The 12,283-nt window shown below is 71.3% G+C and carries 12 protein-coding genes; 8 read left to right on the plus strand and 4 right to left on the minus strand.

Features of this window, described 5'->3' with window-relative positions; translation table 11 throughout:
- Positions 1-112: 112 nt before the first annotated feature.
- Positions 113-748, minus strand: coding sequence for a hypothetical protein (locus F1734_RS13245; RefSeq protein ID WP_040271254.1), 636 nt, complete (start codon positions 746-748; stop codon positions 113-115).
- A 118-nt stretch (positions 749-866) separates the two neighbouring features.
- Between F1734_RS13245 and F1734_RS13250 the strand changes: the two genes are divergently transcribed.
- From F1734_RS13250 to F1734_RS13260, 3 genes are all read left to right on the plus strand, one after another.
- Positions 867-1,469 (plus strand): LppP/LprE family lipoprotein, encoded by a 603-nt coding sequence (locus tag F1734_RS13250; RefSeq protein ID WP_010595192.1) that lies wholly within the window; start codon positions 867-869, stop codon positions 1,467-1,469.
- Positions 1,470-1,580: 111 nt separating this feature from the next.
- Entirely contained in the window at positions 1,581-3,482 is a 1,902-nt protein-coding gene (locus tag F1734_RS13255) for an ATP-binding protein (RefSeq protein ID WP_040271257.1), read from the plus strand.
- A gap of 65 nt (positions 3,483-3,547) precedes the next feature.
- The gene (locus F1734_RS13260; protein ID WP_010595190.1) at positions 3,548-3,985 is read left to right on the plus strand and encodes a nucleoside deaminase; all 438 of its coding nucleotides are present in this window, start codon (positions 3,548-3,550) and stop codon (positions 3,983-3,985) included.
- A 6-nt stretch (positions 3,986-3,991) separates the two neighbouring features.
- Here the strand turns inward: F1734_RS13260 and F1734_RS13265 are convergent, their stop codons facing one another.
- Together F1734_RS13265 and F1734_RS13270 are read right to left on the minus strand one after the other, a co-directional pair.
- Positions 3,992-5,161, minus strand: coding sequence for a carboxylate-amine ligase (locus F1734_RS13265; RefSeq protein ID WP_119700299.1), 1,170 nt, complete (start codon positions 5,159-5,161; stop codon positions 3,992-3,994).
- Between the two features lie 95 nt (positions 5,162-5,256).
- A complete protein-coding gene (locus F1734_RS13270) occupies positions 5,257-5,667 on the minus strand; it encodes a hypothetical protein (RefSeq protein WP_059174720.1) in 411 nt (136 codons plus the stop codon).
- A gap of 210 nt (positions 5,668-5,877) precedes the next feature.
- Between F1734_RS13270 and F1734_RS13275 the strand changes: the two genes are divergently transcribed.
- Positions 5,878-6,285 carry a YciI family protein gene (locus F1734_RS13275; RefSeq protein ID WP_026137985.1) on the plus strand — a complete coding sequence of 136 codons (408 nt, stop codon included), beginning with the start codon at positions 5,878-5,880 and terminating at the stop codon, positions 6,283-6,285.
- A 7-nt stretch (positions 6,286-6,292) separates the two neighbouring features.
- The gene (locus F1734_RS13280; RefSeq protein ID WP_017681680.1) at positions 6,293-7,462 is read left to right on the plus strand and encodes an RNA polymerase sigma factor; all 1,170 of its coding nucleotides are present in this window, start codon (positions 6,293-6,295) and stop codon (positions 7,460-7,462) included.
- 115 nt (positions 7,463-7,577) lie between these two features.
- On the opposite strand, the gene F1734_RS13285 is transcribed toward F1734_RS13280, so the two are convergent.
- Entirely contained in the window at positions 7,578-9,284 is a 1,707-nt protein-coding gene (locus F1734_RS13285; RefSeq protein ID WP_017681679.1) for a sensor histidine kinase, read from the minus strand.
- Positions 9,285-9,495: 211 nt separating this feature from the next.
- Between F1734_RS13285 and F1734_RS13290 the strand changes: the two genes are divergently transcribed.
- The 3 genes from F1734_RS13290 to F1734_RS13300 all read left to right on the plus strand — a co-directional run bounded on the left by F1734_RS13290 (position 9,496) and on the right by F1734_RS13300 (position 12,109).
- Positions 9,496-9,918 (plus strand): pyridoxamine 5'-phosphate oxidase family protein, encoded by a 423-nt coding sequence (locus tag F1734_RS13290; RefSeq protein WP_010595183.1) that lies wholly within the window; start codon positions 9,496-9,498, stop codon positions 9,916-9,918.
- A 90-nt stretch (positions 9,919-10,008) separates the two neighbouring features.
- Positions 10,009-10,659 carry a response regulator gene (locus tag F1734_RS13295; protein ID WP_017681677.1) on the plus strand — a complete coding sequence of 217 codons (651 nt, stop codon included), beginning with the start codon at positions 10,009-10,011 and terminating at the stop codon, positions 10,657-10,659.
- Positions 10,660-10,702: 43 nt separating this feature from the next.
- Positions 10,703-12,109, plus strand: a complete 1,407-nt coding sequence (locus F1734_RS13300; RefSeq protein WP_017681676.1) for a wax ester/triacylglycerol synthase family O-acyltransferase — start codon at positions 10,703-10,705, stop codon at positions 12,107-12,109.
- The last annotated feature ends 174 nt before the right edge of the window (positions 12,110-12,283 follow it).

Raw genomic sequence — 12,283 nt, forward strand, 5'->3', positions numbered from 1 at the left:
GAAGCCGAATGTCCGCTACGAGGTCGTGCTGCAGCGCGATGGGCGGCGTGATCACCGGCGTCAGGTCGTCGATCATCGCCGCGGACCTCTCACCCTCCTCCGCCTCCGTGCCTCATTCCGGGTCCTGTCTCGGCGTATCCCGCGGTCCGGGCGGGATCGCCTCGACCGCCGCTCGCAGTTCACCGAACCCCGCCCGGATCGGGCGCACCCGCTGCAACAGCGCTGCGAGTGATATCCGCTTCTGCGCGCCGACCGTCTCGTCGAGCCGGTGGGCGCTCGTCACATAGAACTCCCACTGACCGACGTCGAGGGGGTCGGCGGTTGCCTTGTCCCGATGCGCGAACAGACAGAACACGTACACGTCGGCCTGTCGTCTCCGGTCGGGGGAATAGGTGTTGGTCTCGGCATACCACGCGGTCGTCGGGCGTATGTCGAAGCTGATCCGGGAGTACGCCGACTGGCGCCAGCTCTGCAGATAGGCCGCCGACTTGATTTCGACCCGAATGCCGCCTTCCGTCCGCAGATCCCATGCGTCCCACTCGAGCCGGGTACGACCGTGCACACACCCCAGCGCGGTGCCGACGAGGTATTCGGCGAGAACGCCTCGCATCGCGTTGCCGAGCAGGTCCGAGTACGCCCACGCCCAGAAGTCCCGCAACTGTTGCCCGAGGAGGCGCCCGGACTCGTGCAGCGGTTCGTTCCCCGCCTTCGGGACCGTGGGCGTTGCGTCGAGGCTCGGTACATCCATTCCGCGACACTTCCACACGGCGACACTTCCACGCAGCTCTCGTCCGGACCGGTCCGAACTGACAGAATCCGTTCCCGTCGCGGCGACCGCCGTCGCACCCGAGTGCCCGAGGAGCCCCATGTCGAGTCGCACAGCCGGTCTCAGCGTCGTGTCGGTCGCCGCGATTGCATTCCTCGCCGGATGCGCGCAGACCCAGGACGGGCAGCCGGTGGCCGAACCGGCCACCGCGACTTCCTCACGCCAGGCACCTGTCGGCGGGTCGGTGGCGGCCACGACGGCGGACGAGCAGCCGTGCGATCCCGCCGTCGACCTCGACGCGCCGGAGGTGTTCGCGGTGATCGAGCAGCTGCCCCCGCCCCAACAGATCCCCGACGCGACATGGCTGCGGGCGTACAACGGCAACTACAACCGCTGCAGCGACCTCAGTTACGCGCAGGTCGGCATCGTGGGGGCGACCGGGTCGTCACCGACCCACCTGCTGCTGTTCCACCGCGGCGAGTACGTCGGCACGGCCACGCCATGCGCGCTGAACCCGGCGGTGGTCGCCACGGCCTTCGACTCCCTCGACGTCGAATACACCTACCCGCGCGAGGGCGAGCCGCACGCGGCCGCCACCGGGTTCGCGGAGCTGACGTTCACGTGGACCGGCGGTGAGGTCGTCACCGAAGGACGGCTGCCGGACGAGTACCTGGAGTCGACGGGGTGCGACGAAATGCGGTGACGCCGCCCGGCGATGCGGGTGCGCCGGGATCGGCGCGGACGTCGGTACGATCACGGCAAGTTCGGGACGCCGCCCCCGGGGCTTCCCGACGGAACAGACAAGGCAGGAACGATGGCAGTCGCCCCCATTCCCGTGGACCAGCGCGTGATCGGCATCGATTCGCGACGCTTCGCCTCGATCGAGAAGGCGCTCGTCGAGCTGATCACCAACAGCGACGACAGCTACTCGCGTCTGGGCAACGGCGGCGCCGCAGCCGAGGCCCGCATCGACATCACCTACGAGCGCCACCAGTCGGGTGCGGTCCTGCAGGTCACCGACCACGCCGAGGGGATGCCGTTCGACCAGGCCGCCCGCATCCTGGCGTACGGGGGCGCGCACAGTCCGCTCTCGCGCGGCGAGGGACACGGCCGCGGCTACTTCGGGCGCGGCCTCAAACAGGCCGTGTTCGGGGTCGGCGCCGGGACGCTCGAGACCGTCAGGGGCGGCCGGTTCACCCGCATCGACCTCTTCCGCGGCGAGAACGGCGGCTACCTGTACGACGACCACGGGGGCGACCGGCCCGTCGAGGACGACGACCGGGAACGCCTCGGTCTCGACGGCAACGGCACCCGGGTGACCCTGGTCGTGGAGAACCCGCACGTGGTCATCTCCCGGTTCCAGACCGTGGTGCAGGCACTGTCCGACAACGTGTATCTGCGGGAGGTGCTGTCGCGGCGCACCGTCGAGGTGGTGCACGTCGCCGGCCGGCGGGAGATCCAGCGCAGCGGCAGGGTGCTCTTCGACGAACCCCCGGCGGTCGTCCTGATCGGTCCCGAGGCGCCCGGCAGTTTCGTCTACGACGGCACCGAACACAGCTTCACCCTCACCGTGAAGCGGGCCAAGGGCGTCGAACTGACCATGTCGGGCGACGAGCGCACCAACGGCCTCGTCGTCGTGTCCGGCCTCGCCGTGCTCGACTGCCAGTTGTTCGCGTACGAGAACCAGGTGGGCGCCGAGTACCTGTTCGGCACGGTGCGCTGCGAGGCGTTGATCGAGCGGCTCGGTCGGGGCGAGCCGGTCGTCAGCGACGAGCGCGAGGGCCTCAACGAGAAGGATCCGTTCGTCGCCGCGTTCGCGAAGGCGGTCAGCGCCCGGCTCACCGAATACGTTCTCGCCGAACGGGATCAGCTCACACGTCTCGAGCACGCGACGACCTCCGGGACCACCGCGCACATGATCGACCGCCTGCTGCACCGGATGAGCGAGTCCGCGATCCGGGACCTCGGTCTCGGCCCGTCGCCGGCCTCGGCGCCGCCGGCGGCAACCGGAACGGAGGACGCGGTCGTCCTGCAGTTCACGACGCCGTTCTACTACCGCCGGCCCGGCCACCCGTTCCACGTCACCCTGGAGGTCGACACCGAGCGCCTTCCCGGCGACGACCGGCTGACGATCTCGTACACGCTGCCCGACTCGCTGCGGATCGACCCACGGCCCACCGAGATCGCCGTGGAGCAGAGGACCGGTGTGCAGCGGCTGGAATGGACCGTCGTGGGCGACACACCCGGGGAGCGCGGCGAGATCATGGTGCGGTCCGGTGCGTTCTGGGCGTGGTGTGAGATCGTCGTCGCCGAGGACGCGCCGTCGCCGCACCATGTCCCGCGGCCGCACCCGGCGCCGCCTCGTCCGGTGCAGCGCCGGCGGGTGTCCCGGGACCACGGCGAGGACATGTTCGTCGGCTACGACCTGCGTTATCTCGGGGACGACGGTGGACGCGCCGTGTACGACCCCGAGCATCGCACGATTCTCATCAACACCGGCGATCCCACCGTGCAGCTGTACCTCGACGGCCGGGGCCGGTTCCGGGACTCGGCGCGGCTGCTGCTGGCCGAGTTGTTCCTCGATGTGATCGCCGGCGAACTCGCACGACGATCCCTCGAGAACAGGGGCTTGCAGGACGACGTCCACGCCTACACTGCGACCAAGCAGAAGATCGTCCGCCGCTACGGCGCGCAGATCCACAAGTCGTTCACCTGACCGGGATTCGGGGTGGTGCCGTGACGAACGCACGCGGGTCGGTGGGGAGCCCTTCGGCGGACGCGATGCTCGACGTCGCGTTCGCGGAGGCCCGGCTGGGCCTCGCCGAGGGCGGCATCCCGATCGGCGCGGCCCTGTTCGCCGCGGACGGGACCCTGCTCGGCCGCGGTCACAACCGGCGCGTGCAGGAGGACGACCCGTCGCTGCACGCCGAGATCGCCGCCTTCCGGTCCGCGGGCCGCCGCCGCGACTACCGTGCGACGATCATGGTGACGACGTTGTCACCGTGCTGGTACTGCAGTGGCCTGATCCGGCAGTTCGGGATCGGCGCGGTGGTGATCGGGGAGAGCGTCACCTTCACCGGCGGCCACGACTGGCTCGCCGAGCACGGCGTCGAGGTGACGGTGCTCGACGATCGACGCTGCATCGACATGATGACGACGTTCGTCGCCGAGCACCCGGATCTGTGGCACGAGGACATCGGCGCCGCGCCGGCCGGGTAGGGGCGCTCACCGGGCCGGCGGCGGGGGAGCGGACGGTGCACAGTCCTCGACGGTGATGCGGGCCAGTTCCGCGACGAAGTCCGCGGCGGTGCGGGACATCGCGAGCGCGCGCCGCTGCCGTCGCGCGCCGTTGCCCCGGCGCAGGATCCGCCGCACGGACGCGCGGGTGGACGTGAAGTCGCCGGTTTCCTCGAGGCCGGGTCGCACGTGTGCGAGCAGCGAACCCAGTAACCGGGCGGCAGGGACGGGCCGTTGCGTCAGCGGGTCCATTCCGTGTCCGTCGGTGCCCTCGTGGGCGGCGCGCCAGCACGCGGCTTCGAGCCGCTCGGCCTCGAGCCGGGGTGCCGGGTCCCCGCGATGGACCGCGGTGAGTGCGGTGGACACGAGCCCACGGACGAGTGCGGCGGCGGTGACGGTTTCCTCGATCGTGGCGGGCACGTCGCAGATCCGGATCTCGAGAGTGGGCAGGTGCGGTGAGAGCCGGATGTCCCAGTAGACCATCGCGGGGTCGAGGACGACGCCGGCGTCGAGCATCATCGCGACGACGTCGTCGTAGTGCCGAGCCGACCGGAAGTAGGGCGGCGGCCCGCCGCTGGCCCAGCGCCCCCACTGGATGTGTCGCCAGCTCGCGTAGCCGGTGTCGGCGCCGGCCGTGACGGACGAGTTCGCCGTGAGCGCGAGCAGGGCCGGCAGCCAGGGCCGCAGGTGATTGCAGACCTGCACGGCAACCTCGCGATCGGGGACGCCGATGTGGACGTGGCAGCCGCAGATCACCTGGTCGGTGACCGCCCCGAAGTGCCGGGCCATCCGCCGGTACCGGGCGGCGTCGGTCAGCGCCCCCGGCGGGGTGGTCTCCAGAGGAGGTACGGCCGCCGCGAGCAGGCGGGACCCGGCGCTCGCGGCGGCGGCCGCCGCGACCGCCCGCGAGACGCGCAGTTCCCGGCGCAGCTCGTCGATCCGTGTGCAGACCGAGGTGGCGGTCTCGACCTGGCAGCGCGACAGTTCGAGCTGAAGGTCGAGCCCGGCGTCGCGGGCACCCGCCACGACGGCCGCGCTGTTGAGCCGGGGCCGGCCGGAGTCGGCATCGACGAGCAGCAACTCCTCCTCGACGCCCATGGTCAGCATCCGGACATCGTCGCGGTCGGATCCGGCACGTCGAGGCAGCGTGGACGTCATCGTCTCCTCCAACCGGGCCGCCGACACAGCTCGGCAGGACCGTGGCTCCAGCCTGGCACGTCACCCCGGCGGGCGGGACGGAAACGGCAGCGGAATCAGGCGGCGCCGACGGAGTGGAGTCCACGTGCCCACTGCTGCAGCGGCCGGTCCCCGAGGGCGATCGCGAGGGATTCGAGGGTGTGGAGCCGGTCGGCCAGCTGGTCCGCGAGGACGTGTTCGAGGGCGACGACGCTGCGCCTGTCCGCCGACCCGGCGATGGTGGAGATGCAGTCGCTCAGCCGCGCTGCCCGGGACGACGATCCGGTCGCAGAGGTCGTGCGCGAATGCAGAATTCGTTCGAGCGCGTCGCATCGTTCGGAAACGTGGCGGATGTCCGCCGCAATGTGCCGCTTCGCCCTCGGACGTGTGCTGTGCGCGTGGCGGATTTCGAGGATGCGCAGTTGCGTGCGTACCAACTGGTGTACGGCCCGGACCTGGTCGTCCAGTGCGTTCGAATTCGTGTTCATCGGGTTCCCTCGCCGTATTCGATGGTAGTCCCTGCGCCACGACGATCCGGCGCATATCGGAGAAACGCGACCTTTCGGCTCCGGGCGGCGCATCCCGGATTCGGGCCGAATTCGAGAGAATTCGGACGGCGATGTCGAGAACCCGCGACCGGCTCCGTCCCCGAATCGAATGCGACCACAATGGGTCGCACCAGCACCGAGGAGAACACGATGGCCAAGTACCTGCTGCTCAAGCACTACCGCGGCGCCCCGGCTGCCGTCAACGACGTGCCCATGGACCAGTGGACGCCGGCGGAGATCTCGGCCCACATGCAGTTCATGCACGATTTCGCGGCCCGGCTCGAAAAGTCCGGCGAGTTCGTCGACGGTCAGGCACTCGCCCCGGAGGGGGTGTTCGTGCGGTACGACGGCGAGGGCCGGCCCCCCGTCACCGACGGCCCGTTCGCCGAGACGAAGGACCTCATCGCCGGCTGGATGGTGATCGACGTCGACAGTTACGAACGCGCCGTCGAGCTCGCCGGCGAGTTGTCGGCCGCCCCCGGCGCCGGGGGAAAGCCGATCCACGAGTGGCTCGAGGTGCGCCCCTTCCTGACGGCACCGCCCAACGTGACGGAGTGACCGTCCGGTGAACGAGCTCGAACTCCGCACTCTCGTGCCCAGCGTGCTCGGAATCCTCGTCCGCCGCGGAGCAGATTTCGCGGCGGCCGAGGACGCCGTGCAGGACGCGCTCGTCGAGGCGATCCGCACCTGGCCGGCCGACCCACCCCGGGACCCGAAGGGCTGGCTGATCGCGGTGGCCTGGCGCCGGTTCCTCGACGCCGCCCGCACGGACGGCGCCCGCCGGCGCCGCGAGGACCTCGTCTACGCGGAGCGAAGCCGGCCGAGCGGCCACGGCGCCGAGCCGGCGCCTGTTCCTGCGGTGGACGACACTCTCCAGCTCTACTTCCTGTGTGCCCACCCGTCGCTGACGCCGTCGTCCGCGGTCGCCCTCACGTTGCGTGCCGTCGGCGGACTGACCACCCGTCAGATCGCCCGCGCGTATCTGGTGCCCGAGGCGACCATGGCGCAGCGCATCAGCCGGGCCAAGCGCACCGTCTCCGGGGTGCGGTTCGACCGGCCCGGCGACGTCGCCACCGTGCTGCGCGTGCTCTATCTCGTCTTCAACGAGGGGTACTCCGGCGACGTCGATCTCGCGGCCGAGGCCATCCGGCTCACCCGGCAGCTCGCCGCCGCGATCGACCATCCCGAGGTGGCGGGGCTGCTCGCTCTCATGCTGCTCCACCACGCCCGGCGCGCCGCCCGGACGGCACCCGACGGCAGTCTGGTGCCCCTCGCCGAGCAGGACCGCAACCGATGGGACACCGAGTCGATCGCCGAGGGTGTCGAGATCCTGCAGGCGGCGCTCGCCCGTGACCGGCTGGGCGAGTTCCAGGCCCAGGCGGCCATCGCGGCACTCCACGCCGATGCCCCCAGCGCCGAGGAGACCGACTGGGTGCAGATCGTCGAGTGGTACGACGAGCTCGTCCGGCTGACCGACAACCCGGTCGTCCGGCTCAACCGTGCGGTGGCCGTGGGTGAGGCGGACGGGCCGCAGGCCGGCCTCGCCGCGCTCGCGGCGCTGGACGACTCGCTGCCCCGCTATAGCGCGGTGGCGGCGTACCTCCACGAGCGTGCCGGCGACCCGGCGACGGCGGCGCGGTTGTACGCCGAGGCAGCCCGGAAGGCTCCGAACCTCGCCGAGCGTGACCACCTGACCCGCCAGGCGGCCCGGCTCAACGCCCGGGTGCGCCGCTGAACGGGAGAGGCCGCTGAACGGGAGAGGCCGCTGAACGGGAGAGGCCGCTGAACTGGGTGGCGGTACCCGGGTGAGCGGCGGGGGCGGGCCATGCTCGCATCGCGGCGGCGCGAGCTCAGTCCTCGGGCAGGGGAGCCGACCACAGCACACGGGTGCCACCGGTGGCGAGCGCGGCAGCGGCGAAGGTGCCGGCGGCGTCCTCCGCCCGGGAGGCGAGGTTGTGCAGTCCACTGCGCGCGACGGTGGCCGGAAGACCGATGCCGTTGTCGGTGACGTCGAGGGTGAGGTAGTCGTCGACCGACACGGTGACGGTGACGGTGTCCGCGCCGGAATGGTGCACCACGTTGCTCATCGCCTCCCGCAGCACCGCCTCCGCGTGGTCGGCGAGGGGACCGGTGATGACGTTGAGCGGCCCCGACATGCGCACCACGGTGCGCAGGCCCGCATCGGCGGTCTGTTCGGCGACGATGTCCTGCAGGGCCTGGCGCAGTTGCCGGCCGCTCTCCGGCCCGCTGTGCAGGTCGAAGATCGCGGTGCGCACATCGGTGATGATGCTCTGCACGTCGTCGATCATGTCGGCCAGGCGCCCGCGGATCTCCGGGGAGCGGGTGCGGGCATGCGTGCTCTGCAGGTTCAGGCCGTGGGCGAACAACCGCTGGATGACATGGTCGTGCAGATCCCGCGCAATCCGGTCCCGGTCGGCGAACACGGTCAGGGAATTGAGTCGCCGCTGGTCGTCGGCCAGCTTCAGCGCGAGCGCCGCCTGGTCGGTGAAGGACGTGGCGAGGAAGAGCTGACGGTCGTCGAAGGGTTCCCGACCCGCGGTGCGAACGACCGACAGCACCCCCGACACGGTGTCGGCCGAGGCACGCAGGGGCAGCAGCAGCGCCGGTCCGTGCCGGTCGCCGTCGCCGTCGAACTCCGTGACCTGGAGCGGTCGCCCGCCCCGGTACACGACCCCGGTCGCGGTGCCCTCCACCCGGATCCGTTTGCCCTCGAACGCCGCGGGGTCCGAACCGGCGTACGCGGTGACGACCAGGGCCGAGACCTCCTCCGGCGGCACGTCGGTGTCCTCGGGCTGGGCGATCTGGACGTGGTCCGCCTCCGCCAGCACCAGCGCGCGCCGGGCGATCAGGTCGAGCACGTCCTGCGGGGCGGTATCGGCCAGTAGTTCCGCCCGGATCTCGCTCGTGGCCTCCTGCCAGCGCTGCCGCAGCCGGGCCTCCTCGAACAGGCGCGCATTGTCCACCGCGATGCCCGCCGCGGCCGCGAGGGCCTGCACGATCACCTCGTCGTCCTCGGTGAAGGACTGGCCGTTCGCCTTCTCGGTGAGGTAGAGATTGCCGAACACCTCCCCGTGCACCCGGACCGGGACACCCAGGAAGGCCCGCATCGGCGGGTGGTGGTCCGGGAAGCCGGACGAGGCCACGTGCTGGGCCAGGTTGTCGAGACGGATCGGTTTCGGTTGCTCGATCAGCAGCCCGAGCAGGCCGTGACCGGTGGGGAGGTCGCCGATCGACGCGCGAGCGTCCTCGTCGATGCCCTCGTACACGAAGTTCTGCAGTCCGTCGCCACGGCGATTGAGCACGCCCAGGGCGCCGTAACGACAGTCCACGAGTTCGATGGCCGCGTGCACGATGCGTGCGAGCGTCGCCTCGAGCTCGAGGCCGGACGCGACCGTGAGCACGGCCTCGAGCAGCCCGTCGATCTGATCGCGCGCGACGATCACCTGGTCGATGCGGTCCTGGACCTCCGCGAGCAGCTCCCGCAGCCGCAGTTGGGACAGCGTGCCCGAGAGCAACGGTTCCTCGTCGGCAGCCATCGCTCACCCCTTCAGTGGATCCCGGGCCCCGGGCCCCGCCCCGGCCGCTTCGGAAGGCCCGGTTTCTCCCATTGTGCCGAGGGTAATCCGCGGACCGCCGCCGCCGCGGTGACTTGCGCCCCCACGGTGACGACTTTCGACCCTGCTGCTTGCGGACACGACGGACCACTGTGGAGTCGGAGAACGTCTCCACAGGTGAAGAAGGTCCAGGATGACGACGGGTCCGGAATCCCCGCTCCCCCCGGGGCGGTGCATGGCGCTGTTGCGCTCGGTGCCGACCGGCCGTCTGGTCTACACCGACGGCGCACTGCCGGCGGTGCATCCGGTGACCTTTGCCGCCCCGAACGGCGAGATCGTCGTTCCCACCGGGGACGACGGGTGGTTCGAGCGCTTCGACGGCGGGCTGCTCGCCTTCCATGCCGAGCAGCTCGAGGAGGCGGTCCGGACGGGATGGAGCGTGGTCGCGATCGGCCGCGCCCGGCTCGTGCGGGGCACCGACGGCCTCCTCGGATTCGACGGTGACCACGGTGTGCCGTGGGGCATCGGCCCGACGGATCCGCTCCTCGTCATCGACGTCGAGCACATCAGCGGGCGGCGCACCACGCTGCCGTGGTGGCCCGGCGCGGGCAGCTGATCGTTCTGCGGCCGTCGACCGCCCGGTCCGAGCCGGTGTGAGCGGGCTCACCGTGCGGTACCGTGCTGTCCGGGGATTGGAGGCTGCCGCATGGTCAGGGTCTTTCTCGTCGACGACCACGAGGTGGTCCGCCGTGGCATCGCGGATCTGCTCACCACGGATCCCGACCTGACGATCGCGGGGGAGGCGTCGTCGTACGGCGAGGCCCTCGTCCGGGTTCCGGCCGCGGAACCCGACGTGGCCGTGCTCGACGTCCGGCTCCCGGACGGCAACGGCATCGAGCTGTGCCGGGAGCTGCTCTCACAGATGCCGCAACTGCGCTGCCTGATGCTGACCTCGTTCACCGACGAGCAGGCGATGCTCGACGCGATCCTCGCCGGCGCGAGCGGATACGCGCTCAAGGACATCCGCGGCACCGAGCTGATCCGGGCCGTGCGGGACGTGGGCGCCGGCAAGTCCCTGCTCGACAGCCGCGCCGCGACCACGCTGATGGCGAAGCTGCGCGCCGACACCAGCGGCGGCGACGGCCCGTACGCGAACCTGACCGAGCAGGAGCGGAACCTGCTCGCGCTGCTCGGCGAGGGGCTGACCAACCGTCAGATCGCCGAACGGATGTTCCTGGCCGAGAAGACGGTGAAGAACTACGTGTCGCGGCTGCTGGCCAAGCTCGGTGTGGAGCGCCGCACCCAGGCCGCGGTCCTGGCGACGAAGATGCCACCGAGACGCCCCGGGGGGCGCTGAGCGGTCCCCGGGCCCCGCGCGGCCACGACGGCAGGACGAATCCATGGCGGAGCAGCGGCCCCGGTTCGAGCGGCTGAGTCCGCTCGACGTGGGCAACCTGCGCGTCGAGGACCGCGGGGTGCCGATGCACGTGGCGGCGCTCGTCGTCGTGGACGGGACGCCGCTGTGCGATGCAGCCGGACGGCTCCGCCTGGCGGCGATCCGCGACCACGTCGAGCGCCGCACCCGTCGAGCACCGCGGCTGCGCCAGCGGCTGCACCGGCCGCCGCCGGGTGCCGGACCGCCGGTGTGGGTCGACGACCCGCGCTTCGACATCTCGTACCACGTCCGGACCCGCGCCCTGCCCGCGCCCGGCGACGAGGCAGCCCTGGTGCGCGCGTGCGCGGAACTCGACGAGCCGCGCCTCGACCGGTCGCGGCCACTGTGGGAGATGTGGCTGCTCACCGGTCGCGACGACGAGACGATCGCGCTGCTCGTGCGGCTGCACCATGTGGTCGCCGACGGTATCGCCGCCCTCGAACTGTTCGGCGCGCTCCTCGACACCGCCTCCGTGCCGGCCGACGAGGGGCCGGCCGACGAGGGGCAGGTTCCCGTGCCCACCCCGGTGCAGGTGCCCTCGGTGCACGCCCTCGTCCGCGACAACCTGCGCCGCCGGACCACGGCCGCGCGGCATCGGATCCGGGCGGTGCGGCCGACGGTGGCGGCGCGACGGGCCGCCCTGCGGATGCGGCAGGTGCGCGCGCTCGTGCGGCGCAGCAAGGCCCCGAGGGTACCGTTCGACGGTCCCGTCGGACCACACCGCCGGCTGAGCCTGGTGCGCTGCGACCTCGCCGAGATCCGTCGCGTCGCCCACGCGCACGGAGCGACGGTCAACGACGTCGTACTCGCCGCCGTCGCGGCCGGCGTGCGGCGCCTCCTCGACGCACGCGGCGTACGCGACCCGGACCTGGTGCTGACGGCGTCGGTGGCGGCGTCGTTGCGTACCGCCGAGGACCGGAGCCCGGGAAATCGGGTCGGGATCCTGCTCGTGGCCCTTCCGGTGGGCGCCGGATCGGTCGCCGCCCGCCTCGCGGCGATTGCCCGCGAGACGGCCCGGCTCCGGCGGGAGCCGCCGCTGCAGCCCGGGGGCCGGCTGCTCCAGCGCTGGACGGTGCGGGTCATGCGGCGTCAACGACTGGTGAACCTGTTCGTCAGCAATCTGGTCGGCCCGCCCGTGCCGCTGCACTTCGTCGGTGCCCGCATCCGCGAGATGTTCCAGATCGGGGTGGTGCAGGGCAATGTCGGGCTCGCCGTCGGCGTCCTCTCCTACGCGGGCCGGCTGAATATCGATCTGGTTGCGGACGCGGTGCTCGTTCCCGATCTCGAGATCGTGGCCGAAGGATTCTCCGCCGCCGTCGACGAATTGTGTGCGGCGCCGATTGCGCGCCCCGAAGCGGGACGACCTGCGTGAATTGCGACGCGACGGGCATTGCCACCGCGGTCCGTATTGCGGGAATTCCGCGGAACGTCGTATCTGCCGGATTGTGTCTCGAATTGCAGACGCTCGGAGCCTCCGGTAACAATTGAGCCGGTGCGCGACCCGCACCGCCGTGTACAGCATCAGAAATGGAGTTACCTAATGGAC

This window comes from Rhodococcus ruber, assembly GCF_016804345.1.
In the GTDB taxonomy this organism is placed as follows: Bacteria; Actinomycetota; Actinomycetes; order Mycobacteriales; family Mycobacteriaceae; genus Rhodococcus; species Rhodococcus ruber.